This is a genomic window from Rhodosalinus sp. 5P4, assembly GCF_041365695.1.
In the GTDB taxonomy this organism is placed as follows: Bacteria; Pseudomonadota; Alphaproteobacteria; order Rhodobacterales; family Rhodobacteraceae; genus Rhodosalinus.
This window is the reverse complement of the sequence record NZ_JBGFSJ010000008.1, coordinates 68915-92748: the sequence shown is the minus strand read 5'-3', so window position 1 is coordinate 92748 and position 23834 is coordinate 68915. Positions and strand designations below refer to the sequence as shown.

General features: G+C 70.1%; 22 protein-coding genes and 1 riboswitch. Of the genes, 11 read left to right on the top strand and 11 right to left on the bottom strand.

The genetic code is table 11. The features are described from left to right. Window positions 1-46 precede the first annotated feature (46 nt). Window positions 47-442 carry a 30S ribosome-binding factor RbfA gene (rbfA, locus tag AB6A69_RS14845; RefSeq protein WP_371038031.1) on the top strand — a complete coding sequence of 132 codons (396 nt, stop codon included), beginning with the start codon at window positions 47-49 and terminating at the stop codon, window positions 440-442. Beyond that, entirely contained in the window at window positions 439-1182 is a 744-nt protein-coding gene (locus AB6A69_RS14840; protein WP_371061347.1) for a phosphodiester glycosidase family protein, read from the top strand. The genes rbfA and AB6A69_RS14840 overlap by 4 nt, the downstream gene beginning before the upstream one ends. A gap of 115 nt (window positions 1183-1297) precedes the next feature. Here AB6A69_RS14840 and AB6A69_RS14835 read toward each other — a convergent pair whose 3' ends face one another. From AB6A69_RS14835 to thiB, 6 genes are all read right to left on the bottom strand, one after another. Beyond that, window positions 1298-2203: a LysR family transcriptional regulator gene (locus AB6A69_RS14835; RefSeq protein ID WP_371038033.1), complete on the bottom strand. Its 906-nt coding sequence runs from the start codon at window positions 2201-2203 to the stop codon at window positions 1298-1300. Window positions 2204-2343: 140 nt separating this feature from the next. Further along, window positions 2344-3042 (bottom strand): aspartate/glutamate racemase family protein, encoded by a 699-nt coding sequence (locus AB6A69_RS14830; protein WP_371061346.1) that lies wholly within the window; start codon window positions 3040-3042, stop codon window positions 2344-2346. Continuing rightward, the gene (locus tag AB6A69_RS14825; RefSeq protein WP_371061345.1) at window positions 3042-5060 is read right to left on the bottom strand and encodes an FAD-dependent oxidoreductase; all 2019 of its coding nucleotides are present in this window, start codon (window positions 5058-5060) and stop codon (window positions 3042-3044) included. The genes AB6A69_RS14830 and AB6A69_RS14825 overlap by 1 nt, the downstream gene beginning before the upstream one ends. 81 nt (window positions 5061-5141) lie before the next feature. Continuing rightward, window positions 5142-5837 (bottom strand): ATP-binding cassette domain-containing protein, encoded by a 696-nt coding sequence (locus AB6A69_RS14820; RefSeq protein WP_371061344.1) that lies wholly within the window; start codon window positions 5835-5837, stop codon window positions 5142-5144. Continuing rightward, on the bottom strand, window positions 5824-7365 hold the full coding sequence (locus AB6A69_RS14815; protein ID WP_371061343.1) for a thiamine/thiamine pyrophosphate ABC transporter permease ThiP: 1542 nt from the start codon (window positions 7363-7365) through the stop codon (window positions 5824-5826). Before AB6A69_RS14815 ends, AB6A69_RS14820 begins: the two co-directional genes overlap by 14 nt. Beyond that, window positions 7341-8321, bottom strand: a complete 981-nt coding sequence (thiB, locus tag AB6A69_RS14810; protein WP_371061342.1) for a thiamine ABC transporter substrate binding subunit — start codon at window positions 8319-8321, stop codon at window positions 7341-7343. Before thiB ends, AB6A69_RS14815 begins: the two co-directional genes overlap by 25 nt. A gap of 57 nt (window positions 8322-8378) precedes the next feature. Further along, a riboswitch (TPP riboswitch) is annotated at window positions 8379-8487 on the bottom strand. A gap of 94 nt (window positions 8488-8581) precedes the next feature. On the opposite strand from thiB, the gene aroC reads away from it, so the two are divergent. After that, on the top strand, window positions 8582-9685 hold the full coding sequence (gene aroC, locus AB6A69_RS14805; RefSeq protein WP_371038039.1) for a chorismate synthase: 1104 nt from the start codon (window positions 8582-8584) through the stop codon (window positions 9683-9685). A gap of 5 nt (window positions 9686-9690) precedes the next feature. Beyond that, window positions 9691-10635, top strand: a complete 945-nt coding sequence (locus tag AB6A69_RS14800; protein WP_371038040.1) for an AEC family transporter — start codon at window positions 9691-9693, stop codon at window positions 10633-10635. On the opposite strand, the gene AB6A69_RS14795 is transcribed toward AB6A69_RS14800, so the two are convergent. The 3 genes from AB6A69_RS14795 to AB6A69_RS14785 form a co-directional block, all read right to left on the bottom strand. After that, window positions 10632-11522, bottom strand: coding sequence for a DMT family transporter (locus tag AB6A69_RS14795; RefSeq protein WP_371038041.1), 891 nt, complete (start codon window positions 11520-11522; stop codon window positions 10632-10634). The two genes, AB6A69_RS14800 and AB6A69_RS14795, sit on opposite strands and share 4 nt — an antisense overlap. A 176-nt stretch (window positions 11523-11698) precedes the next feature. Beyond that, the gene (locus AB6A69_RS14790; protein ID WP_371038042.1) at window positions 11699-11986 is read right to left on the bottom strand and encodes an HU family DNA-binding protein; all 288 of its coding nucleotides are present in this window, start codon (window positions 11984-11986) and stop codon (window positions 11699-11701) included. 140 nt (window positions 11987-12126) lie between these two features. Next, window positions 12127-13605, bottom strand: a complete 1479-nt coding sequence (locus tag AB6A69_RS14785; RefSeq protein WP_371061341.1) for an AMP nucleosidase — start codon at window positions 13603-13605, stop codon at window positions 12127-12129. A 92-nt stretch (window positions 13606-13697) separates the two neighbouring features. On the opposite strand from AB6A69_RS14785, the gene AB6A69_RS14780 reads away from it, so the two are divergent. Beyond that, the gene (locus AB6A69_RS14780; protein WP_371061340.1) at window positions 13698-14141 is read left to right on the top strand and encodes a VOC family protein; all 444 of its coding nucleotides are present in this window, start codon (window positions 13698-13700) and stop codon (window positions 14139-14141) included. Beyond that, entirely contained in the window at window positions 14138-14890 is a 753-nt protein-coding gene (locus AB6A69_RS14775; protein WP_371038045.1) for a class II aldolase and adducin N-terminal domain-containing protein, read from the top strand. Before AB6A69_RS14780 ends, AB6A69_RS14775 begins: the two co-directional genes overlap by 4 nt. 7 nt (window positions 14891-14897) lie before the next feature. Here AB6A69_RS14775 and AB6A69_RS14770 read toward each other — a convergent pair whose 3' ends face one another. Then, the gene (locus tag AB6A69_RS14770; protein ID WP_371061339.1) at window positions 14898-15830 is read right to left on the bottom strand and encodes a calcium/sodium antiporter; all 933 of its coding nucleotides are present in this window, start codon (window positions 15828-15830) and stop codon (window positions 14898-14900) included. Window positions 15831-15959: 129 nt separating this feature from the next. After that, entirely contained in the window at window positions 15960-16598 is a 639-nt protein-coding gene (locus AB6A69_RS14765; protein WP_371061338.1) for a class I SAM-dependent methyltransferase, read from the bottom strand. A 123-nt stretch (window positions 16599-16721) separates the two neighbouring features. Here AB6A69_RS14765 and AB6A69_RS14760 point away from each other — a divergent pair, with 123 nt between their 5' ends. From AB6A69_RS14760 to infB, 5 genes are all read left to right on the top strand, one after another. Continuing rightward, window positions 16722-17993 carry an MFS transporter gene (locus AB6A69_RS14760; protein WP_371061337.1) on the top strand — a complete coding sequence of 424 codons (1272 nt, stop codon included), beginning with the start codon at window positions 16722-16724 and terminating at the stop codon, window positions 17991-17993. A 354-nt stretch (window positions 17994-18347) separates the two neighbouring features. Beyond that, complete coding sequence (gene rimP / locus AB6A69_RS14755; RefSeq protein ID WP_371055330.1) at window positions 18348-18920, top strand: ribosome maturation factor RimP; 573 nt, start codon at window positions 18348-18350, stop codon at window positions 18918-18920. Between the two features lie 6 nt (window positions 18921-18926). Further along, window positions 18927-20639: a transcription termination factor NusA gene (gene nusA / locus AB6A69_RS14750; RefSeq protein WP_371061336.1), complete on the top strand. Its 1713-nt coding sequence runs from the start codon at window positions 18927-18929 to the stop codon at window positions 20637-20639. 23 nt (window positions 20640-20662) lie between these two features. Further along, window positions 20663-21283, top strand: coding sequence for an RNA-binding protein (locus AB6A69_RS14745; RefSeq protein WP_371061335.1), 621 nt, complete (start codon window positions 20663-20665; stop codon window positions 21281-21283). A 9-nt stretch (window positions 21284-21292) separates the two neighbouring features. Beyond that, the gene (gene infB / locus AB6A69_RS14740) at window positions 21293-23779 is read left to right on the top strand and encodes a translation initiation factor IF-2 (protein ID WP_371055327.1); all 2487 of its coding nucleotides are present in this window, start codon (window positions 21293-21295) and stop codon (window positions 23777-23779) included. The last annotated feature ends 55 nt before the right edge of the window (window positions 23780-23834 follow it).

The following is a 23834-nucleotide window of genomic DNA, read 5'->3' as shown; positions in this document are numbered from 1 at the left end:
TCCGGCACCGCTTGGCAAAGCCCGCGGGAGGGCATATCTGTCGGCCATGTCGCGATCCCGCAATCATGCCGAACAGGGCCCCAGCCAGCGCCAGCTTCGCGTCGGGGAACTGATCCGGCGCACCCTTTCCGACGTTCTGAACCGTGGCGATATCCACGACCCGGAGCTCAACCGGCTGTCGCTGACCGTCGCGGAAGTGCGGGCCTCGCCCGACCTGAAGGTGGCGACCGTCTACGTCATGCCGCTTGGCGGGCGCGGACAGGAAGACGCCATCGCGCTTCTCGACCGCAACCGTGGCGAATTGCGGCGCGCCGTGTCGCGCGAGCTCACGCTGAAATACGCGCCGGAGCTGCGCTTCGTGATCGACGAGACATTCGACAGGATGGACGAGACGCGGCGCCTTTTCGAGCAGCCCTCGGTGCGGCGGGATCTGGAAGAGTGATCCGCGGCCTTGCCGCGCTCGCCTTCACGCTGGCTCTCGCCGGCGGGGCACACGGCGTGGAATGCCGGGATCAGACGCATGACGGCATTCCCTACACGGTCTGCGAGGTGGATCCGGCGCGCGAAGAGCTGAGGCTCTTTCACGCCGGCGCGGATGGCGTGCCCTACGGGCATTTCTCGACGCTGGAGCGTGCGCTGGGCGCGCGCGGACGGCATCTCGCCTTCGCCATGAACGCGGGCATGTATCACCAGGACCGCGCGCCCGTCGGCCTTTACGTGGAGGACGGCGAGCAGACGATGTCTCTCGTCACATCGGCCGGACCGGGCAATTTCGGGCTCCTGCCGAACGGCGTTCTGTGCATAGAGGCCGCACGCGCGCGGGTGATCGAGACCCGGCGCTTCGCCGAGACCGGGCCGGAGTGCCGCCACGCCACGCAATCGGGCCCCATGCTGGTGATCGACGGCGCGCTGCACCCCAGGTTTCTCGCCGACAGCACGTCGCGCTTCGTGCGCAACGGCGTCGGCGCGACCGAGTCGGGAGACCGCGTCGTCTTCGCCATCTCGGGGCGCCCCGTCACCTTTCACGAGTTCGGGCGGCTCTTCCGCGACCGCCTGGGCCTGCCCCAGGCGCTTTACCTCGACGGCAACGTCTCGCGCCTGCACGCCCCCGGGCTTGGTCGCTCCGATATCGGAAGATGGATGGGTCCGATCGTGGCCGTCGTGGAGCCGGCCGCCGATTGAGCGGGCGCGGCCCGCATTCCTCGTATCGAATCTGCGGCCGCGGCCCCGGATCGCCTCGCGCGCGACCCGGTGCGGCAGCCCCGCCGCGCGCCCGGGTGCGGGCGCGGCGGCGCGCTTACCACGTCGTCGGACCCTTTTCCGCGAACTGGTGGACGAGGAAATCGATGAAGGCGCGCACCTTGGGCTGGGTGAAGCGGCCCGGCGGGTAGACGGCGTAGATGCCGTGGGATTCCACCGGCAGATCGGGGATCGCGTCCTCGACCAGCCCCTGCGCCATCGCGTCGGCGTAAAGGTAGGACGGCAGGTAGGCGATCCCGAGCCCGGCGATGCAGGCGTTCAGAAGCGACTGCCCGTCATTCACCGAAAGCCAGCCCGCGGTGCGCACCTGGCGCTTTTCGCCCGAGGGTGCGGTCACGCGCCAGACACTGCCCGAGGACTGGCTCGAATAGTGCAGGAGCTTGTGCTCGTTCAGGTCGTCGATCCGCTGCGGGCGTCCGAATTTCTGGAAGTAGGACGGCGAGCCGATCATGCGCTTGGTCGTTTCCGTGAGCTTGCGCGCCCGCAGGCTCGAGTCTTCCAGTTCGCCGATCCGCACCGCCATGTCGAAGCCTTCGGAAATCAGCTCCACGTAGCGGTTGCTCAGAACCATGTTGACCGTGATGTCGGGAAATTCCTGAAGGAAGTCCCCGAGCACGGGAGAGAGATGGTTCACACCGAAATCGGTGGCCACCGAGACCCGCAGCAGCCCCGACGGGGCCGACTGCATCGAGGTCACCAGCGCGTCGGCCTCGCCGGCGTCGTTGAGCACGCGCCGCGCGCGGTCATAGTAGACAAGCCCGATCTCCGTCGGGCTGACCCGGCGCGTCGTGCGGTTGAGAAGACGCGCCCCCAGACGCGCTTCCAGCGACGAAACATGCTTGGAGACGGCGGATTTAGAAATCCCCAGCTTCTTCGCCGCGTCCGTGAACCCCCCCTGGTCCACGACGGTGGCGAACGCCTCCATTTCCGTGAGCCGATCCATACGATTTACCCTTTCAACACTATATTTGGCAGCAGGGTCGGGTATCGGTGGAAAATCCGGCGGTTTTTGGACTCTGGGCCGACAATACGGCGGTTTGAGTGTGCCAGTTCAACGGTAGGAAACGATCAAACCTGCGACATTCAACTCAGAGGTGTAATCGCCGCCTCGAGGATCGCATCGGCATGAAGCGCGGTCGTGTCGAAAAGGGGAAGGTCCGTGTCGCCCGGGCCGATCAGCAGGCCGATCTCGGTGCAGCCCAGGATGACCCCGTCCGCGCCCGCCCGGGCGGCGTCTTCGATGGCGGCCACGTAGCGCGCCCGGGACCCGGGGCGCACTTGGCCGCGGCAAAGCTCCTCGTAGATCACGCGGTGCACCTCCGAGCGCGCGGGCTCGGGCGGGATCGCGGTGTCCATCCCGAGGTCGGCCAGGCGGCCGCGGTAGAAATCCTGCTCCATCGTGTAGCGCGTGGCCAGAAGGAGCGGCCGCTTGCAGCCCGCGTGGCGCACCGCCGCGGCCGTGGCGTCGGCGATATGGACGAGCGGCACGCGCACCGCGCCGGCCACCTCGCCCGCGACCTTGTGCATGGTGTTGGTGCAGATCGCGATGCAGCCCGCCCCGGCCGCCTCCAGGCGCCGCGCGATCGCGGCGAGCTCCTCTCCCCCCCGCGCCCAGTCGCCGTCGGCCTGCATCCGCTCGATCCGGGCGAAATCCACGGACCAGAGGAGGATCTCAGCCGAGTGCAGGCCGCCGAACCGCTCGCGCGCGCGCTCGTTCAGGAGGCGGTAATAGACCGCCGTGCTTTCCCAGCTCATCCCGCCGATGAGACCTATGGGCCGCATCAGAGCGCCGCCGCGAGCCGGGTGCCCTGGTCGATGGCGCGCTTGGCGTCGAGTTCCGCGGCCACGTCCGCGCCGCCGATCACATGCGCGCGAACGCCCGCCGCCTCTAGCGCCTCGGCAAGGGCGCGCTCGCTCTCCTGCCCGGCGCAAAGAACGATGGTGTCGGCCTCGATGCGGGTGGGCCGCTCGCGCGCCTCCCCGAAGGAGACATGCAGGCCGCCCGCGTCGATGCCCTCGTAGTTGACGCCCGAGAGCATCTCGACGCCCTTCATCCTGAGGCTCGCGCGGTGAATCCAGCCCGTCGTCTTGCCGAGGCGGCGGCCCGGCTTTTCCGCCTTGCGCTGCAGCAGCGTGACCTTCCGCGCCGCGGGGTGCGGATGCGGCTCGGCCAGGCCGCCGCGGCGGTCCTCCGGGTCGCCGACGCCCCATTCCTCGCGCCAGAGGGCAAGGTTCTCGGTGGGGCTTTCACCCGCGTGGACGAGGAACTCGGCGACGTCGAAGCCGATGCCGCCCGCGCCCACGACAGCCACGCGCGGCCCGACCTCGGCGCCGCGCAACACCTCGGCGTAGCCCAGCACGTTGGGCCCGTCCTGTCCCGGGATGCCCGGATCGCGGGGATTGACCCCGGTGGCCACGATCACCTCGTCGAAGGCGGCGAGATCGGCCGCCGTCGCCGCCTTGCCCAGCCGAAGCGCGACGCCGTGCACGTCGAGCATCCGCGCATACCAGTCCACGAGGCCGTGGAACTCTTCCTTGCCGGGGATCACCCGCGCCAGGTTGAGCTGCCCGCCGATCACCGCGTCCCGCTCGAACAGCGTGACATCGTGGCCCCGCTCCGCCGCGGTGATCGCCGCGGAGAGCCCCGCGGGCCCGGCGCCCACGACCGCGACGCGCTTCGGGGCTGCGGCGGGCGCGATCACCAGCTCGGTCTCGTGGCAAGCGCGCGGGTTCACGAGGCAGGAGGAGACCTTGAGGCTGAAGGTGTGGTCGAGGCAGGCTTGGTTGCAGGCGATGCAGGGCGCGATCTCGTCGGCGCGCCCCTCGGCGGACTTCTTCACGAAATGCGCGTCCGCGAGGAAGGGCCGGGCCATGCTCACCAAATCGGCGCAGCCTTCGGCCAGCACCTTCTCGGCCACCTCCGGCGTGTTGATCCGGTTCGACGTCACCAGCGGCACGCCGACCTTGCCCATGAGCTTCTTCGTCACCCAGGCGAAACCGGCGCGCGGCACCGAGGTGGCGATGGTGGGCACCCGAGCCTCGTGCCAGCCGATGCCGGTGTTGATGATGTCGGCGCCGGCCTCCTCCACCGCGCGGGCGAGTTCGACCACCTCCTCGTGGGTGGAGCCCTCGGGCACGAGGTCGATCATCGAGAGCCGGTAGATCACGATGAAGTCGCGCCCCACGGCCGCGCGCACCCGGCGCAGGATCTCGACCGGCAGGCGCATCCGGTTCTCGTAGGGCCCGCCCCAGCGATCGGTGCGCTTGTTGGTGTGGGTGACGAGGAACTGGTTGATGAAATAGCCCTCGCTTCCCATGATCTCGACGCCGTCGTAGCCCGCCTCCCGCGCCCGTGCGGCGGTGGCGGCGAAGTCGGCGATCTGCTTCTCGATGCCCGCCTCGTCGAGCTCGCGCGGGACGAAGGGAGAGATGGGCGACTTGATCGCGCTCGGCGCCACGCAGTCCTTGCCGTAGGCGTAGCGGCCGGCATGCAGGATCTGCATCGCGATCCGGCCGCCCGCCTCGTGGACGCCCTCGGTCACGATCCGGTGGTGGGCCACGTCCTCGTCGCTGGCCAGCGCCGAGGCGCCGGGAAAGACCGCGCCCTCCGGGTTGGGGGCGATGCCGCCCGTCACCATGAGGCCCACGCCCCCGCGGGCCCGCTCGGCGTAGAACTCCGCGATACGGTTCCAGTCGCCGAGCTCCTCGAGGTTGGTGTGCATGGAGCCCATGAGCACCCGGTTGGGAAGCTGCGTGAAGCCCAGGTCCAGCGGTTCCAGAAGTCTCGGATAGGCGGTCATCGGCGGGTCCTCCTCACACAGGGTCAACCTGCCTCCGGGCGCGGGGGATGTCACCCGAGAACGCGGCGTCACGCCGCCCCCTCAGTCCCCGAGATAGGCCCGCAGCGCGGGCGGCGGCGCGGCGAGGATCTCCGCCGTGGGCACCGGCGCGGCGGCCCGGCCTTCCGCCACCAGCAGGATGTCGTCCGCGATGCGGCGGGCGTCCGCGGGGTCGTGGCTGACCAGAAGGACGGTCGCGCCGGTCTCCTCCGCGATCTCGCGGACCAGGTCGAGCATTCCGCCGCGCAGGGCGGGGCCGAGCGCGGAAAAGGGCTCGTCCAGCAGCAGAAGCGGCTTCGATTGCAAGAGCGCCCGGGCCAGCGCCACGCGCCCCTGCTGGCCGCCCGAAAGCTGCGCCGGGCGCCGTTCGCCGAGCCCGGAAAGGCCCACCCTGTCGAGCGCCTGTTCCACCGCCGCGGCCTCGGCTCGCGAGAGCCGCGCCCGCGGCGTGAGGGCAAGCGCCACGTTCTGGGCGGCCGTGAGATGGGGAAAGAGATTCGCCTCCTGGAAGAGCATGGCGACGGGCCGCTCGGCCGGGGTCAGCCGCGTGATGTCGCGCCCGTCCCAAAGCACGCGACCCGCGCTCGGGGCGAAGAAGCCCGCGATGACGTTGAGAAGGGTGGACTTGCCTGCGCCGGAAGGCCCGATCACGCCCACGATGCGGCCCACCGGGACGGTAAGATCCGCCTCCAGCCGGAACGTGTCCTGCGTGACGACGAGCCGCTCAAGCGCGAGCATCGATACGCCCCCCGCGGTCGAAGGCCCAGAAGAGCGCGAGGCTGAGCAGCAGCAAAAGAAGCGCGGCGCCGGCCGCGTCCGACGTGCGGTAGGCCCCCATGAGCCGATACATCTGCAAGGGCAGCGTCGCGCGCTCCGGGTCGGCGAAGAGCGCGATCACGCCGAGATCCCCCATGGAGAGCGCCGCGGCGAGCCCCGCCGCGAAACCGAGCGGGCGGCGCAGCCGAGGCAGCGCGACCCGCGTCCAGAACCGCCGCCCGGTCAGGCCGAGCGACAGGCAGAGGCGGCCGTAATCGGCCCGCACCGCCTCGAGCTCGGGGCGGATCGCGCGGAGCGCGAAGGGCAGCGCCATCAGCGCGTTGACGAGGGCGGTCACCGGAAGCGCCACGTCGCCCGGCGCGGCCACGGGTCGGAGGATCAGGAAAAGGCCGGTCCCGAGCACGAGCGGCGAGACGGCGATGGCGAGCACCGCCAGCAGCTCGCCCCGCCGGCTCGCCAGCGCGAGGGCGAGCGCGATGGCGAGCGCGGTGGAGACGAGCGCGACGGCGACAGAGCGCCCCGCGGCCGTCCACACGCTGCCCGGCAGCCGCGCCAGCCCCGGCACCCCGTCGATCACGATCATGGCGAGCGGCACAAGCAGGAAACCGGCGGCAGCCCCGATCCACAGCGCGTCCTGCACCCGCAGACCCGGGCGGTCGGCGTCCCAGCGCGGCACCACCCGGTCCAGCCCGGCGCCCATGGCCGGCGGCAGGGCGAGGCGCGCGGCAAGCATCGCCGCGCCGCCCGCGAGCGCCAGCTGGACGAGCGCGAGGGCCGCGGCCTTGCCGAGATCGAACTCGAAGCGGAACGCCTGGTAGATGGCGAGTTCCACGGTGGTGGCCGCCGGCCCGCCCCCGAGGATCAGCACCACGGCGAAGCTGGACAGGCAGATGACGAAGATCACCACCGCCGCGCCGGGCAGCACGCGCACCAGCATGGGAAGCTCGAGCAGGCGGAACACAGTCCTCGGCGGCAGGGCGAGCGCGGCGGCGAGGCGGAACCGCTCGCCCGGGATGGCGAGCCAGCCCTGAAGCAGAAGCCGCGTGGCCAGCGGCAGGTTGAAGAAGACATGGGCGAGCACCACGCCGTGCAGGCCGTAGATCGACAGCGGCTCCTGCCCCGCGAGGTCCAGCAGGTTGCTGGCGATGCCGTTGCGCCCGAACACGGCGAGAAGCCCGAAGACGGCCACGACGACGGGCAGGATGAAGGGCGCGCCCAGCAGCGTGACGAGCGCGCCGCGCCCCGGGAACCGGCGGCGCGCCAGCGCCCGCGCCACGGGCACGGCGAGCGCGGCCGACAGAAGCGCCGAGAGCGCGGCCTGGGTGAGCGAGAAACGCACCGCGGCCCAGTCGCCCGGGCCGAGCCGCCCCGCCGCGCCCGCGGTCCAGATCACCGCGATCACGGGGGCGAGGACGAGCGCGGCGACGAAAAGCGCCGCGCCCGCCGCCGCCCAGGGCGGCGCGCCTAGCGCGCCAGCGCCGCGCGCCATTCCTCGAGCGCCGGGCCGCGAAGCGCCGCGGCCTCCGCCGGCGGCAGCAGAAGGGCCGTCTCGGGCGCGATCAGCGTCTCGAAGCCCTCGGGCAGACCCTCGGGCGGGATGACCGCCGGGTACATCCAGTTCGTGGTCGGGATCACGGACTGGAAGCCGGGACCGGTCATGAACTCGAGGAACTGCCGGGCGAGGTCGGGCTGCTCGGTGCCGGCGAGCATGCCCGCCACCTCGACCTGCATGTAGTGCCCCTCCTCGAAGGGCGCGGCGGCCTTGGAGGGATCGTCCTCGGCGATCAGGTGATAGGCCGGAGAGGTGGTGTAGGAGAGGACCATGTCCGCCTCGCCGTCGAGGAAGAGCCCGTAGGCCTCCGACCAGCCGGGCGTGACGGTGACCACGTTGTCGGAGAGCCCTTCCCAGATCGTGCCCGCCTCGTCGCCATAGGCCGCCTTCACCCACATCAGCAGCCCGAGGCCGGGCGTGGAGGAGCGCGGATCCTGGATCAGGATGTCGAGATCGCTTTCCGCCAGCGCGCGGAAGGAGGTCGGCGCGTCGAGGCCCGCCTCGTGGACGAAGGCGAAATAGCCCCAGTCGAAGGGCAGGAAATGCGGGTCGTCCCACGCCACCGGAAGGTCGAATTCCGCCGCGATCCCGTGCTCGGCGAAAAGTCCCGTCTCGCGGGCGGCATAGGTCAGGTTCGTGTCGAGTCCAAGCACCACGTCGGCCTGCGTCCTCTCGCCCTCGAGCCGCAGCCGGGACAGGAGCGCGGCGCCGTCGCCCGCGCCCACGAAGCGCAGGTCGCAGCCGCAAACCTCCTCGAAGGCTGTCTCGATCTGCGGGCCGGGGCCCCAGTCGGAGACGAAGCTGTCATAGGTGTAGACGGTGAGTTCGGGGGTCTGGCCCGCCGCGCCCGTGGCGGCGGCGACGAGACCCGTGGCAATCATCGAAGCGCGCATCGTCTTGCTCCTTTCTTGCGACGGGCGGAGCAAGTCAGGGGAGGCGGGCGATCTGCCCCGTTGGTCCTGTCCCTTCCCTCCGCCGGTCCTAACCGGTTCAGGTTCAACGGGTTCGCCGTCCGGCATCTCAGGCCCGCGCGCGTGCGGGCCACCCCGAGGTGAGCGCGACGTTAGACCGCCGCCCTTGGCCCTTCAAGGCGAAACCGCTTGAGAGGAGGGGGTGCGCGGGCTAGACCGCCCAGTCAGGAGGACCATCTCGCATGAGCCTGAACAGCTTCGGCCACGTCTTTCGCGTGACCACCTGGGGCGAAAGCCACGGCCCCGCCCTCGGTGCCGTGGTGGACGGCTGCCCGCCCGGCGTCGCGCTCGACGAGGCCGCGCTCCAGCTCTGGCTCGACCGGCGCAAGCCGGGACAAAGCCGGTACGTGACCCAGCGCCGGGAGCCCGACGCGGTGGAGATCCTGTCGGGCGTCTTCGAGGGGCAGAGCACCGGCACCCCGATCCAGCTTCTGATCCGCAACGCCGACCAGCGCTCCAAGGACTATTCCGAGATCGCCAAGACCTTCCGCCCCGGCCATGCCGACATCGCCTACTGGCAGAAATACGGCATCCGCGACTATCGTGGCGGCGGGCGCTCCTCCGCGCGGGAGACGGCGGCGCGGGTCGCCGCCGGCGGCGTGGCGCGCGCCGCGCTGGCCGCGCTGGCGCCGGGCCTGGAAATCCGGGGCTACATGACTCGCATCGGCCCGCACGCCATCGACCGCGCGCGCTTCGACGCGGCGGTGATCGACGGGAACCCCTTCTGGTGCCCCGACCCGCAAGCCGCCGAGGACTGGGCCGCCTATCTCGACGCTCTGCGCAAGTCCGGCGACAGCGCGGGCGCCGTGATCGAGGTGGTCGCGTCGGGCGTGCCGCCCGGCCTCGGCGCACCGGTCTACGGCAAGCTCGACACCGATCTCGCCGCCGCGATGATGAGCATCAACGCCGTGAAGGGCGTGGAGATCGGCGAGGGCATGGCGGCGGCCGAACTGACCGGCAGCCAGAACGCCGACGAGATATTCATGGGCAATGACGGCGAGCCGGTCTATTCCTCCAACCACGCGGGCGGGGTGCTGGGCGGCATCTCCACCGGGCAGGAGGTCGTGGTGCGCTTCGCGGTGAAGCCCACCTCGTCGATCCTGACGCCGCGGCGCACCGTCACCCTCTCGGGCGAGGCGACCGAGATCGTCACCAAGGGCCGCCACGATCCCTGCGTCGGCATCCGCGCGGTGCCGGTGGGCGAGGCGATGATGGCCTGCGTCCTGCTCGATCACCTGCTTCTCGACCGTGCGCAGACCGGCGGCGCGCGGGGGCCGATCGGCTAGACCCCGTGCTCGACATCCTGGCGATCACCTTTCCCATCTTCGCGCTGGTGGGGCTCGGATACGGCTCGGTGCGCTTCGGGGCCTTCCGTCCCGAGGACATGCGCGTTCTGGGCCTTTTCGTGATGAACGTGGCGCTGCCCGCGCTGCTCTTTTCTGCGGTGGCGGGCCGCAAGCTCACCGAAAGCGTGAGCCCCAACTACATGGCGGTCTTTCTCGCGGGCGGGCTGGCCACCATCGCGCTGGCCTGGACCTGGCACACGCTGCGCGGCACAGGCCCGGCGCGCAAGGCCATCGCGGTGATGGGGTCGAGCTGTCCGAACTCGGGCTATGTGGGCTACCCGCTGATGCTGCTGCTGCTGCCGGAGGACGCGGGGCTCATCCTCGCGATGAACCTCGTGGTCGAGAATTTCGTGCTCATTCCCCTCACGCTGTTGTTGCTGGAAGGCTCGCGCCCCTCGCATGTCGGCAGCATCTGGCCGCGGCTGAAGGCCCTCATCTGGGGCGTGGTGCGGCGGCCCATGGTGCTGGGGCTGCTCGCAGGGCTAGCGGTATCTCTGGCCGGGCTCTCGGTGCCCTCCGGTGTGGCGCGGCTCCTCGACCTTCTGGCGTCCTCCACCGGGGCGATCGCGCTTTTCGTGATCGGCGGCTCGCTCGTCGGGCTGCCGGTGCGCGGCAACCGGATGCTCGCCGCGGAAATCGTCGCCGGAAAGCTCCTGCTGCATCCGGCGATGACCGCGCTCGCGCTGGTGGTGCTGCCGCTCATCGGGTTCCACGTCGCCGACCCGGATCTTCGCCTCGCCGTCGTGCTGTCGGCGGCCATGCCGATGTTCGGGATCTACGCGCTCTTCGCCCAGGATTACGGCCACGAGGGCATCGCCTCGCTCGCGCTCCTCGGCGCCACGACGGGCGCCTTCTTCACGCTGACGGTTCTTCTGGCGATCCTCGGCTAGCCGCGCCGCGCCGCGGCCGGCACGCGCTGCTGGCGCGACAGTTGCACCGCCAGGATGCCGAAGGCGATCACGGTGACGCCCACGATATCGAGCGGACCCAACGCCTCGCCCAGCAGAAGCGCCGCGATCGCCACGCCGAGAAACGGGTTGAGAAAGTGGAAGGTGGCCGCCTTCACCGCGCCCACGCGATCCACCAGCAGGAACCACACCAGCGTGGCGGCGAGGCCCGGGACGAGGATCGTGTAGGCGTAGGCCAGCCCCAGCCGCCACGACCAGTCGACCTCGATCGTCTCCAGCATGGCCGCGGGCACGGCCAGTGCCGCCGAGCCCACGAGCATCTGAAGCCCGACGACCATCAGGAAGTTGCCCCCCGACGAGGCGCCCCGCACCGAGAGCGTCGCCACGGTCAGCGCCCCCACCCCGACGACGCAAAGGGCCAGGCCGTAGGGATCGACCCCGCCCTGGAAGCGTGCGCCCATGATGAGCGTGACGCCCACGAAACCCGCCACGAGGCCGGCAAGGCCGAGCGGCCGGATCCGCTCGCCGAGGAAGACCCGCCCGGACAGCGCCACCAGAAGCGGCATGGTCGAGGCGATGATCGCGGCAAGTGAGGCCTCCACCGTCTGCATGGCGATCCAGTAAAGCCCCAGGTAGAGCGCGTTCTGGCAGACGCCGAAAACGACGGTGGCGCGCCACTGCGCCGGCGTCAGCCGCCAGGACTGCCCGAGATACCGGGCCACGGCGACGCCGATCAGACCCGAGATCAGGAACCGCAGCGAAAGCGACGAAAGCGGCGGCGCCGAGGCCACGATGATCCGCGCCGCGCTGAAGGCCGAGGACCACATCACCGCGAAGGCCAGCCCCAGAACGATCGCGCGAATGTCCAAGCCGCCGGCCCCCTCCCATCGCGGGCGACCCCCCTTCCGAAGGGAAGCCTCGCAAACCCCGCGCAATGCCCGCCCGGCCTGCCGTGGGACAGGCCGGTCCCACGCATGTGCCACGGGGGCGCGGCAAAGAAAAGGGCCGCCCACGGGCGGCCCCTGTCACCGGGACGAGGCGGGCGTCAGCCGTTCGCGCTGTCCTTGAGCGCCTTGGCGATGGTGACCTTCACCTGCTTGTCGGCGGGCTTCTTGAACTGCTCGCCGGTGGCGGGGTTGCGCACCATGCGCTCGGGACGTTCGCGCAGGTAGAACTTGCCGACACCGGGAAGCGTCACCGCGCCGCCATCCGCCACCTCGCGGGTGATCAGCCCGCATACCGCGTCGAGCGCGGCGCCGGCGGTTTTCTTGTCGCTGCCCATTTCCTCGGCCAGCGCGGCCACAAGCTGGGTCTTGGTCATCGGTTTGGCCATTTCCTGGTCTCCTTCCACTGCCCGCAATCTTGGGCCTCGCTTCGATCATATAACTTCATGTGGGCAACAAACACAACAAATGGTGGCCGCATACAAGCGGGATTCATGGTATTACGGCAACGTTTCGCGCGTTTTCCCGCTCAAAGGAAGGCGGTTTCGTCGAAACTGCGCAGTTTCCGGCTGTGGATCCGCTCCAGCGGCATCGCCGCGATGAGTTCCATCGCCCGGATCCCGATGCGCAGATGCCGCGCCACCTGGGTCTTGTAGAAGTCCGAGGCCATGCCCGGCAGCTTGAGTTCGCCGTGAAGCGGCTTGTCCGAGACGCACAGAAGCGTGCCGTAGGGCACGCGGAACCGGTAGCCGTTGGCGGCGATGGTGGCGGATTCCATGTCGAGCGCGATGGCGCGGGACTGGCTCAGCCGCTGCACCGGCCCGGTGTGCTCGCGCAGTTCCCAGTTGCGGTTGTCGACGCTGGCCACGGTGCCCGTGCGCATGATCCGCTTGAGGTCGTAGCCGGCCATCTCGGTCTCGGTGGCGACCGCCTCCTGAAGCGCGATCTGGATCTCGGCGAGTGCCGGGATCGGCACCCAGACCGGCAGATCGTCGTCGAGCACCCGGTCCTCGCGCAGGTAGGCGTGGGCGAGGACGAAATCGCCCAGCTTCTGGTTGGTCCGCAGGCCGGCGCAATGGCCCACCATGATCCAGGCATGCGGCCGCAGCACCGCGATGTGATCCGTCGCCGTCTTCGCGTTGGACGGTCCGACGCCGATGTTGACGAGCGTGACGCCCTGCCCGTCGGGCCGCTTGAGGTGATAGGCGGGCATCTGCGGCAGTTTCGGCAAGAGCGGGATCTCTGCGTCAGGGCTGGTGATCTCGACGTCGCCGGTGGCGACGAAGCTGGTGTAGCCGCTGCCGCGATCGGCGAGCTTCGCCCGCGCCACCGCTTCGAACTCCTCGACGTAGAACTGGTAGTTGGTGAACAGGACGTGGTTCTGGAAATGCGCGGGATCCGTCGCGGTGTAGTGGCGCAGCCGCGCGAGCGAATAGTCCACGCGCTGCGCCGTGAACGGCGCGAGGGGCGCGGGTTGCGCGCCGCTCGCCCAGGCGAGGCCGTTGACGATGTCGTCGTTCGTCGTGAAGAGGTCCGGCACGTCGAAGACGTCGCGCAGCGTGAAGCTCGCCGCGCCTTCCTGGGGGACGCCCAGAAGGGATTGCTGCGCCACCGCGAAATGGATCGGGATCGGCGTGTCCGAGGGGCCGATCATCACCGGCACGCCGTGGTTCTCGACGATCAGACCGATCTGCTGGCGCAGGTAGTTCGCGAAGAGGTCGGGCCGCGTCACCGTGGCGGCATAGGTGCCGGGCTCGGCGACGTGGCCGAAGCTCAGGCGGCTGTCGACCTGGGCGAAGGTGGTCGTGGTCAGCCGGATCTCGGGATAGAAGGCGCGGTAGCGCACGCACGGATCGCCATCGCGCATCGCCACCTCGAACCGCTCGTGAAGAAAGGCGCAGGCCCCATCGTAAAGCGCTTTCAGGTGCTCCACCGCCGCATCGGGGTCGTGGAAATCCCGTGGCGCGGGCTGGTCCGGGCTGACGACGCGCGGCGGGGAACTGTGCATGAGGGATCCTGACTGGTGGGACGGTCGGGGGAACAGGGGCCAAGTTGACACCTCCGCGGGGGGCGATCAAGCTCCGCTCCGGGAGGCGCGCGATGGATTTCGAGACGGTCAGCCCCGACGCGTTCGGCCGGTCGCTGCGCGGCCTCGGCCTCAACCTACTCGTGTGCGACGTGGCCCGCAGCGCGGCGTTCCTGCGCCATGTGTTCGGGATCGCGACCCACCGCGAGAGCGCCGATTTCGCCATCGCGGCCTATGGCGCGCAGCTCTTCCAGCTCCATGCCGACGCGACCTACGGCAGCCATCCGCTGCCCGGCCTGCTGCCCGAGGCGGGCGCGCGGGGCGCGGGGCTCGAAATCCGTCTTTACGACACCGACCCCGACATTGCCGCCGCGCGCGCCGAAGCCGCGGGCGGCGTCGTGCTCCAGCCCGCCACCGACAAGCCGCACGGGCTGCGCGAGGCCTGCATCCTGGACCTGGACGGCTACGCCTGGATCCCGTCGCGCCCCATCCACCCTGCCAAGGAGGACACGCCATGAACGCCCCCGCATCCCGACCGAACCTCGATCACTGGACCGAGCGCTGCGACCTCGCGGCGGCGCTGCGCTGGACCGCGCGGCTCGGCATGCACGAGGCGGTGGCCAACCACTTCTCGCTTTCCGTGAACGAGGACGGCACGCGGTTCCTGATCAACCCGCAGAAGCACTTCGCCCGGGTACGCGCCTCGGATCTCCTGCTCGTGGACGCGAACGATCCCGCGACGCTGGAGCGTCCGGGCGCGCCGGACCCCACCGCCTGGGGCCTGCACGGGGCGCTGCACCGGCGCGTGCCCCATGCGCGCTGTGCCATGCACGTCCACTCGATCCACGCCACCGTGCTCGCCTGCCTGGAGGATCCGCGCCTGCCGCCCATCGACCAGAATACCGCCGCCTTTTACGACCGGACGGTGATCGACACCGGCTATGGCGGGCTGGCCTTCGAGGCGGAGGGCGAGCGCTGCGCCGGGCTTTTCGACGACCCGAAGCGCAAGGTGATGATCATGGGCAACCACGGGGTCATGGTGATCGGCGACACGGTGGCCGAGACCTTCGACCGGCTCTACTACTTCGAACGGGCGGCCGAGACCTACATCCGCGCGCTGCAGACCGGCCAGCCGCTCAAGGTGCTGTCCGACGACGTCGCCGAGACGACCGCCCGCCAGATCGAGCAGTACGAAAGCGGCGGCGAGCTGCATCTCGCGGAGCTTCGGGCGATCCTCGACGAGGAAGGCGCCGACTACGCGTCCTGACCCGGCCTCAGACGAGGCCGAGCTGGAGCGCCAGCACGCCCGCGTAGGCGGCCAGAAAGGCCGCGCCCTCGCGGCGGTCGATGCGCCACCCGGTCACCCCGGCCGCGGCGAGGGCAAGGGCCGCGGCGAGCATGACCCACACGTCGCGGCCTGCGATCTCGGGCGGCACGGGAAGCGGCGTCACCATCGCCGTCACGCCCGCGATGCCGAGGATGTTGAAAAGGTTGCTCCCGAGGACATTGCCGAGCGCCAGCGCGCTCTGGCGCCGCAGTGCCGCGACGACGGAGGTGGCGAGCTCGGGGAGCGAGGTGCCGACCGCCACCAGCGTGAGGCCGATCACGGTCTCGGAAACGCCGAAGCCGCGGGCGAGCACGAGGGCCGAGCGCACGAGGAACTCCGCGCCGACGACGACGCCCGCGATGCCGAGCGCGGCCAGCCAGAGCCCGCGCCAGAGCCCGCCCTGGGGCGTGTCTTCTTCCGTCGCCACCTCCTGCCAGCCGGTGCGCTCGGAGCGCAGCGTGTTCAGCGTGTAAAGCGCGAGCGCGACCAGAAGCGCCGCGCCGGCGAGGCGCCCGACCGTGCCGTGAAGCGAGAGCGCCGCGAGGGCGAGGCTCGCGCCCACCACCGCGGCGCCGTCGCGCAGGAAGGCGCCCCGCGACACGGCGACCGGCGCGATGACGGCCGCGAGGCCGAGGATCAGGAGCACGTTGGCGATGTTGCTTCCGACGACGTTGCCGAGCGCGAGCCCCGGCGCGCCCGCCGCTGCGGCCTGAAGGCTCGCCACCAGCTCGGGCGTCGAGGTGCCGAAGCCCACGAGCGTGAGGCCGATGACGAGCGGCGACACGCCGAGGCGCGTGGCGGCGAGCACGGCGCCGCGCACCAGCGCCTCGCCTCCCGCCAGAAGCAGGACAAGTCCCGATGCCAGAAGAAGCCATGTCATGGTCGCGTCTCCCGGGGGGCGGCACGGCGATGTCGCCGCCGGTGCGCAGCCCCCGAAGGCGTCCGGCAGCGCCTCACATCGTGTCGCGCGGTCCGCGTTCAAGACGGCCGTGCCGGCGGGGGCGAAAAATCAACCCGGGCGCTTGCGAAAGCTCAGCACGCGCGCCGTGTCGCCGGCGTGGGCGCCCGTGGCGCCGGGGCCATAGATCGGCTCCTCCACCGTGGCGAGATCCTCGATCGCGGGCGCGAGCGCCGCCATCTTCGCCGCGAAGCCTTCGCTCTCGAAGGCGCGCGCGTTGACCGAGATCACCAGCAGGGCGCCCGGCGCGGCCACGCGCAGGAGTTCGTCGAAGCCCGAGGGCCCGACATGGCCCAGCGTGAACGTCCCGGCGCTGACGACCCCGGCATAGGCGCCGTCCGCGATGGGAAGCCCGGCGAGGAGGTCGCCCTCGACGAGGGCGCGGTAGACGCGCTTGCGCTCTGCCACCGCGAGCATCTCGGGCGAGAGGTCCACCGCGTCCACCGGTCCGATCCCGTGCGCGGCGAGGGCGACCCCGCCGAGCCCGGTTCCGGCGCCGGCGTCGAGGACAGGCCCCGTCCCGCCGGCCTGCGCGAAGAGCCGCGCCACCACCCCGGGCGGGCGGTAGGCGTTCGCCTCGGCGAAGGCGGCGTCGTAGGTGTCCGCCCAGTCGGCGTATAGCCGCCGGGCGTCCTCGGCCCCGGAGAGCGCATAGGCGTCGCTGAGGCCCGGTTGCTTGTTGTCCGACATGGCCGCCATGAAACCGCGCCGGGCGCGCGAATGCAATCGCGTTGACCGGCTCTCGCGAATCGGGTTGGCGTCATACGGTCAGACCGCCCGGCCGAACGGGGCCGCCCGTCGGAGGAGAGCGCGATGCTTCAGGTTCTGGGCGGCGTCTGGGCGCTACTGCTCGGCATCACGCTCATCATGATCGGCAACGGCATGCAGTCCACGCTGATCGGCGTGCGCGGCGGGCTGGAGGGCTTCTCGGCCTCCGCGCTCGCGGTCGTGACCTCGGGCTATTTCGCGGGCTTTCTCGCAGGCGCGCGGCTCGCGCCGCGCCTGATCCGGAACGTGGGCCATGTCCGGGTGTTCGCCGCGCTCGGCTCCTTCATGTCCGCGGGGCTCATCGCCTTTCCGCTGCTGACGGAGCCCTGGGCCTGGACGCTTTTTCGCCTCGCGCTCGGCTTCTGCATGTCGGGCGTCTACGTCACCGCGGAAAGCTGGCTCAACAACGCCGCCACGAACGAGAACCGCGGCAAGCTGCTGTCGGCCTACATGCTGGCGCAGACCCTGGGCATGATCGCGGCGCAGGGGCTTCTGACGCGCGCGGACGCGGGCGGCGCCACGCTTTTCATCGCCGCCTCGATCCTCGTGTCGCTTTCCTTCGGGCCGATCCTCCTGTCGGCCACGCCGGTGCCCGCGGCCGAGATCACCAAGCCGATGAGCCTGCGGCGGCTCTACGAGGCCTCGCCGCTCGGAACAGTGGGCATCTTCCTGCTCGGCGGCGTCTTCGCGGCGCAGGCCGGGATGGGGGCGGTCTACGGGTCGCAGGCGGGCCTCACGGTGGATCAGGTGGCGCTTTTCGTCGCGATGCTTTTCGCGGGCAGCCTCGTGCTGCAATACCCGATCGGCTGGGTCTCGGACCGCATGGACAGGCGGCTTTTGATCCTTTCGCTCGCGGCGATCGGCGCGGCCTCCTGCCTGCTCGGCTACCTCTCGGACCTTGCGCTCTGGCCGCTCATGGCGGCGGCCTTCGTGATGGGCGGCATGGCCTCGCCGCTCTATTCGCTCTTCGTCGCCTACACGAACGACTACCTCGAGGTGGAGGACATGCCGGCCGCCTCCGGCGGGCTCGTCTTCGTCTACGGGCTGGGCGCGATCTCGGGGCCGCTGATCGCCGGGTGGGCGATGCAGGCGGCGGGGCCGCAGGCGTTCTGGCTGTTCCTGATCGCGCTCTTCGCCGCGATCTCCGGTTATGCCGGCTGGCGCATGACGCGCCGCCCGTCGCTGCCCGCCGGGGAGACCGGCGCCTATGTGGGCGTCATGCCGACATCGTCGCCCATGGCGCTGGAAGCGGCGCAGGAATGGTCCTACGAGCTTGCCGAGCAGGAGGAGGCGAAATCGGAAAGCGGCGCGCCCTGAGCGCGGGTCGCGCCGTCGTGGCGGACCGTCGTGCCGGAGGCCGGGCGCGGCGAAAGCCCCCCGGCACGAACGGGACCGAGGCGGCATGAGCAGGCCGCCGGTCGCAACGCCGGGCGCGGTGCGATGCCGGCCGGTCCAGAAATCCGGGCGACGTGACAGGGGCGGTCGGGCAGCGCTTGCCGGGGCCGACCGGCGCCCCGGTCGTTCCGCGCGCGTCCGGCCGACGCGTCGGCCCTTGCATCCCCTGCCGGCCGCGCGTATATGCGGTGCCAACAGCGGCTCGTCGGGCATCGCACGGCGAACCACCGGGAAAGATCGACGGGCCGCGCGCCCGTTTTTTCGTTCCGGAGGCCCATGTCCACCCTCGTCGCCAAATCCCCCATCGACCGGCGTATCGCCGAGATCGTCCAGCCCGTGATCGAGGGGCTGGGATACGAACTCGTGCGCGTGCGCCTGATGGCGGGCAAGACGCAGACGCTGCAGATCATGGCCGAAAGGCCCGGGGGCGGCATCGAGGTGGACGACTGCGCGGCGATATCCAACGCGGTGAGCGCGGTGCTCGACGTGGAGGATCCGATCCTCGATGCCTACACGCTCGAGGTCTCGAGCCCCGGGATCGACCGGCCGCTCACGCGGCTGAAGGATTTCGCCGATTACGAGGGCTACGAGGCGAAACTCGAGACCGCCGAACTCATCGACGGGCGCCGCCGCTTCAAGGGCGTGCTCGCCGGCGTCGAGGGCGACGAAATACTGGTGAACCTGGACGAGGGCACGGTCGGCCTGCGCTTCGACTGGCTGTCCGACGCCAAGCTGGTGCTTACCGACGAGTTGATCCGCGACATGCTGAAGGCGCGCAAGGCGCAGCCGGTGGACGCGGACGCGTATGACGAGATCCGGTCGGACATGTCCGACCCCGAAGAGGACTGAAGACAGATGGCGATTACTTCTGCGAACCAGCTCGAGCTCTTGCAGACCGCGGAAGCGGTGGCCCGCGAGAAGATGATCGATCCCCTGCTCGTGGTCGAGGCGATGGAAGAAAGCCTCTCGCGGGCGGCGAAGTCGCGCTACGGCTCCGAGATGGACATCCGCGTGAGGATCGACCGCAAGACCGGCCGCGCGGACTTCACCCGCGTGCGCACCGTGGTACCCGAGGAAGAACTCGAGAACTACCAGGCCGAGATGACCGCCGAGCAGGCGAAGCCCTATTTCGCCCCGGCGAAGCCCGGGCGCGACGAGTTCTGGATCCGCGAGGGCCAGCGCATCGACCCCGCCGAAGCCGGCGCGCCGCAGGTCGGCGACGAGTTCCACGAGGCCGTCCCGCCGGTGGAGATGGGCCGCATCGCCGCGCAGTCGGCGAAGCAGGTGATTCTCCAGAAGGTGCGGGAGGCCGAGCGCGACCGCCAGTACGAGGAATTCCAGGACCGCGTCGGCACGATCATCAACGGGATCGTCAAGCGCGAGGAATACGGCAACATCATCGTGGACGTGGGCCGCGGAGAGGCGATCCTGCGCCGCAACGAGAAGATCGGCCGGGAAAGCTACCGCAACGGCGACCGCATCCGCTGCTACATCAAGGACGTGCGCCGCGAGGCGCGGGGCCCGCAGATCTTCCTGTCGCGCACGGCGCCCGAGTTCATGGCCGAGCTCTTCAAGATGGAGGTGCCGGAGATCTACGACGGCATCATCGAGATCAAGGCCGTGGCCCGCGACCCCGGAAGCCGTGCCAAGATCGCCGTGATCTCCTACGATTCGTCGATCGACCCTGTCGGCGCCTGCGTCGGCATGCGCGGCTCGCGCGTGCAGGCCGTGGTCAACGAGCTTCAGGGCGAGAAGATCGACATCATCCCGTGGAACGAGGATCAGGCGACCTTCCTCGTCAACGCGCTTCAGCCCGCCGAGGTCTCCAAGGTCGTGATCGACGAGGAGGCGCAGCGCATCGAGGTGGTGGTGCCCGACGAGCAGCTTTCGCTGGCGATCGGCCGGCGCGGTCAGAACGTCCGCCTGGCGAGCCAGCTGACCGGGCTCGACATCGACATCCTCACCGAGGAGGAGGAGAGTCGCCGCCGCCAGAAGGAGTTCGAGGAGCGCACCCAGCTCTTCATGGAGACGCTGGACCTCGACGAGTTCTTCGCGCAGCTCCTCGTCTCCGAGGGGTTCACCAACCTCGAGGAGGTCGCGTATGTCGAGCTCGACGAGCTTCTGGTGATCGATGGCGTCGACGAGGACACGGCGACCGAGCTTCAGACCAGGGCCCGCGAATACCTCGACGAGCAGGCGCGCCAGGCCCTCGAGCGCGCCCGCGCGCTCGGTGTGGAGGACAGCCTGATTGACTTCGAGGGCCTGACACCCCAAATGATTGAGGCGTTGGCGCAGGACGGCGTGAAGACGCTCGACGATTTCGCGACCTGCGCCGACTGGGAGCTTGCCGGCGGCTGGACGACGGTGAACGGCGAGCGCGTCAAGGACGACGGTGTCCTGGAGCCTTTCGACGTATCGCTCGAAGAGGCGCAGAACATGGTCATGACCGCACGGGTCATGCTGGGCTGGGTGGATCCCGAAGAGATGCTCGGCACCGCGTCCGAAGAGGGTGACGGCGAAGAGATCGTTTCCGACGAGGCCGCCGCCACCGACGAGGCGCGCCCCTGAGCCGGTCGCCGGAGATCCGCGAGATGCCGCGCGGCGGGCGTGAGAAGACGCGGGACGACGGGCCCGAGCGCAAGTGCATCGCGACGGGCAAGGTGCTGCCGGCCGCCCGCATGGTGCGCTTCGTGGTGAGCCCCGACGGCGTGGTGGTGCCCGACATTCTGGGCAAGCTGCCCGGTCGGGGGATCTGGGTCGCGGCCGATCGCGCGGCGCTGGAGCGCGCGGCGTCCAAGGGGCTTTTCGCCCGGGCGGCCAAGGCCCCGGTGACGGTGCCGGAAGGGCTCGTCGACGAGGTGGAGCGCCAGCTCGCGCAGCGCGTGATCGGGCTCGTCAGCCTGGCCCGGAAATCCGGGGCGGCCGTGACGGGCTACGAAAAGGTGAAGGCCTGGCTGGCGAACGGCGAGGCCGAGGTCCTGATCCAGGCCAGCGACGGCTCGGAGCGGGGCAAGACGAAGCTGAGCACGCCGCATGACGGAAGCTGGCTCGGCTGGATGACGGCGTCCGAATTGGGTTTGGCCTTCGGACGTGAAACTGTGGTACATGGCGCGCTGGCGTCTGGCGGTCTGACGAAGCGTGTTGTAGAGGAGGCCGCAAGACTTAAAGGCTTGCGCGCCAGCGACGGTGGCACCGGCCACCGGAAAGGATAAGACGGCTTTATGAGCGAGAACGACGGCAAGAAGACCCTCGGGCTGCGGAGCGGCCCGCGTTCGGGCAGCGTGAAACAGAGCTTCAGCCACGGCAGGACGAAGAACGTCGTGGTGGAGACGAAGCGCAAGCGCGTGGTCGTGCCGAAACCCTCCGCGGCCAAGAGCGGCGGCGCCGGTGGCGCCGGCGGCAGCGGCACCACGCCGTCCGCCGGCGGCGCGAAACGTCCGGGCGGCATTTCCGAAGCGGAAATGGACCGTCGTCTCAAGGCGTTGCAGGCCGCCAAGGCGCGCGAAACCGAAGAGGCGAAGGAGCGCGAGGAAGAAGAGCGCCGCCGCGCCGAGGAGCGTGAGCGCCGCCGCGCGGAACAGGAGGCCAAGGAGCGCGAGCAGCGCGAGGCCGAGGAGCGCGCGCGCCAGAAGGCCGAGGAGGAAGAACAGCGCCGGGCCGAGGCGGAGCGCGCGAAGCAGCCGCAGCCGCCTGCCGAGCCCGGCGACGTGGCCAAGCCCGCCAAGGCGGTCCCGCCCGTCGCCCGCAAGAAGGAGCGGGAAGAGCCCCGAGAGGCGAAGAATCGCAAGAGCGAACGCGACAGCGCGCGCCGCTCCGGCAAGCTGACCCTGAATCAGGCGCTGGCCGGCGGAGAGGGCGGGCGCCAGAAATCGCTCGCCGCGATGAAACGCAAGCAGGAGCGCGCCCGCCAGAAGGCGATGGGCCAGCAGGCCCCGCGCGAGAAGGTGGTGCGCGACGTCCAGCTTCCCGAGACGATCGTCGTGTCGGAACTCGCCAACCGCATGGCCGAGCGTGTGGCCGACGTGGTCAAGGCGCTCATGCAGAATGGCATGATGGTCACGCAGAACCAGGTGATCGACGCCGACACCGCCGAACTCATCATCGAGGAGTTCGGCCACAAGGTCGTGCGCGTTTCGGACGCCGACGTGGAGGACGTGATCAAGGAGGTGGAGGACAAGTCCGCCGACCTGAAACCGCGCCCGCCGGTCATCACCGTGATGGGGCACGTCGATCACGGCAAGACCTCGCTGCTCGACGCGATTCGCGAGGCCAAGGTCGTGTCCGGCGAAGCGGGGGGAATCACCCAGCACATCGGCGCCTACCAGGTCGAGGCGCCCAACGGCGACGCGCTGACCTTCCTCGACACACCGGGCCACGCGGCCTTCACCTCGATGCGCTCGCGCGGCGCACATGTGACCGACATCGTGGTCCTGGTGGTGGCGGCCGACGACGCGGTGATGCCGCAGACCATCGAGGCCATCAACCACGCCAAGGCGGCGAAGGTGCCGATGATCGTCGCCATCAACAAGTGCGACAAGCCGGAGGCGAACCCTGACAAGGTGCGGACCGATCTTCTCCAGCACGAGGTGATCGTCGAGAAGCTGTCCGGCGACGTGCAGGACGTCGAAGTCTCCGCCATTACCGGCAAGGGCCTCGGCACACTGCTCGAGGCGATCGCGCTGCAGGCGGAGATCCTGGAGCTTCAGGCGAACCCGGACCGCGCCGCCGAGGGCGCGGTGATCGAGGCCCAGCTCGACGTCGGCCGCGGGCCGGTGGCGACGGTGCTCGTCCAGAAAGGCACCCTGCGCCAGGGCGACATCTTCGTCGTCGGCGAGCAGTGGGGCAAGGTGCGCGCGCTCGTGAACGACAAGGGCGAGCGCGTGAAGGAGGCCGGCCCCTCCGTGCCGGTCGAGGTGCTCGGCATCAACGGCACCCCGGAAGCCGGCGACGTGCTCAACGTCGTCGAGGCCGAGGCGCAGGCGCGCGAGATCGCCGAGTACCGCCAGGAGAAGGCGAAGGAGAAGCGCGCTGCCGCCGGTGCCGCGACCTCTCTCGAGCAGCTTCTGGCCAAGGCCAAGGAAGACGAGAACGTCACCGAGCTTCCGGTAATCGTGAAGGCCGACGTGCAGGGCTCTGCCGAGGCGATCGTCCAGGCGCTGGAGAAGGTCGGCAACGAAGAGGTGCGCGTGCGCGTGCTGCATTCGGGCGTCGGCGCCATCACCGAAACCGATGTCGGCCTCGCGGAAGCCTCCGGCGCGCCGGTGATCGGCTTCAACGTGCGCGCCAACGCGCCGGCGCGCAACTCCGCCAACCAGAAGGGCGTGGAGATCCGCTACTACTCGGTGATCTACGACCTGGTGGACGACGTGAAGGCGGCAGCGTCCGGACTTCTCTCGGCCGAGGTGCGCGAGAACTTCATCGGCTACGCGGAGATCCGGCAGGTCTTCAAGGTGTCGGGCGTCGGCAAGGTGGCGGGCTGCCTCGTCACCGAGGGCGTGGCGCGCCGGTCCGCCGGTGTGCGCCTCCTGCGCGACGACGTGGTGATCCACGAGGGCACGCTGAAGACGCTCAAGCGCTTCAAGGACGAGGTGCCGGAAGTTCAGTCGGGTCAGGAGTGCGGCATGGCCTTCGAGAAATACGAGGACATCCGCGAAGGCGACGTCATCGAGATCTTCGAGCGCACCGAGGTCGAGCGCAAGCTGGACTGAGCCGCGGAAGAAAACGCGTAAGGGAACGCCCGGCCGTATCATCGGCCGGGCGTTT

Excerpts from the sequence above, each read along its gene's own strand:
- AB6A69_RS14770 (WP_371061339.1), bottom strand. The coding sequence starts at position 15,830 with ATGACATGGCTTCTTCTGGCATCGGGACTTGTCCTGCTTCTGGCGGGA.
- AB6A69_RS14835 (WP_371038033.1), bottom strand. The coding sequence starts at position 2,203 with ATGGATCGGCTCACGGAAATGGAGGCGTTCGCCACCGTCGTGGACCAG.
- AB6A69_RS14785 (WP_371061341.1), bottom strand. The coding sequence starts at position 13,605 with ATGCACAGTTCCCCGCCGCGCGTCGTCAGCCCGGACCAGCCCGCGCCA.
- AB6A69_RS14820 (WP_371061344.1), bottom strand. The coding sequence starts at position 5,837 with ATGCTCGCGCTTGAGCGGCTCGTCGTCACGCAGGACACGTTCCGGCTG.
- AB6A69_RS14745 (WP_371061335.1), top strand. The coding sequence starts at position 20,663 with ATGCCGCGCGGCGGGCGTGAGAAGACGCGGGACGACGGGCCCGAGCGC.
- AB6A69_RS14815 (WP_371061343.1), bottom strand. The coding sequence starts at position 7,365 with ATGGCGCGCGGCGCTGGCGCGCTAGGCGCGCCGCCCTGGGCGGCGGCG.
- AB6A69_RS14765 (WP_371061338.1), bottom strand. The coding sequence starts at position 16,598 with ATGTCGGACAACAAGCAACCGGGCCTCAGCGACGCCTATGCGCTCTCC.
- AB6A69_RS14830 (WP_371061346.1), bottom strand. The coding sequence starts at position 3,042 with ATGCGGCCCATAGGTCTCATCGGCGGGATGAGCTGGGAAAGCACGGCG.
- thiB (WP_371061342.1), bottom strand. The coding sequence starts at position 8,321 with ATGCGCGCTTCGATGATTGCCACGGGTCTCGTCGCCGCCGCCACGGGC.
- AB6A69_RS14825 (WP_371061345.1), bottom strand. The coding sequence starts at position 5,060 with ATGACCGCCTATCCGAGACTTCTGGAACCGCTGGACCTGGGCTTCACG.
- aroC (WP_371038039.1), top strand. The coding sequence starts at position 8,582 with ATGAGCCTGAACAGCTTCGGCCACGTCTTTCGCGTGACCACCTGGGGC.
- infB (WP_371055327.1), top strand. The coding sequence starts at position 21,293 with ATGAGCGAGAACGACGGCAAGAAGACCCTCGGGCTGCGGAGCGGCCCG.
- AB6A69_RS14775 (WP_371038045.1), top strand. The coding sequence starts at position 14,138 with ATGAACGCCCCCGCATCCCGACCGAACCTCGATCACTGGACCGAGCGC.
- AB6A69_RS14790 (WP_371038042.1), bottom strand. The coding sequence starts at position 11,986 with ATGGCCAAACCGATGACCAAGACCCAGCTTGTGGCCGCGCTGGCCGAG.
- AB6A69_RS14780 (WP_371061340.1), top strand. The coding sequence starts at position 13,698 with ATGGATTTCGAGACGGTCAGCCCCGACGCGTTCGGCCGGTCGCTGCGC.
- rbfA (WP_371038031.1), top strand. The coding sequence starts at position 47 with ATGTCGCGATCCCGCAATCATGCCGAACAGGGCCCCAGCCAGCGCCAG.
- nusA (WP_371061336.1), top strand. The coding sequence starts at position 18,927 with ATGGCGATTACTTCTGCGAACCAGCTCGAGCTCTTGCAGACCGCGGAA.
- AB6A69_RS14760 (WP_371061337.1), top strand. The coding sequence starts at position 16,722 with ATGCTTCAGGTTCTGGGCGGCGTCTGGGCGCTACTGCTCGGCATCACG.
- rimP (WP_371055330.1), top strand. The coding sequence starts at position 18,348 with ATGTCCACCCTCGTCGCCAAATCCCCCATCGACCGGCGTATCGCCGAG.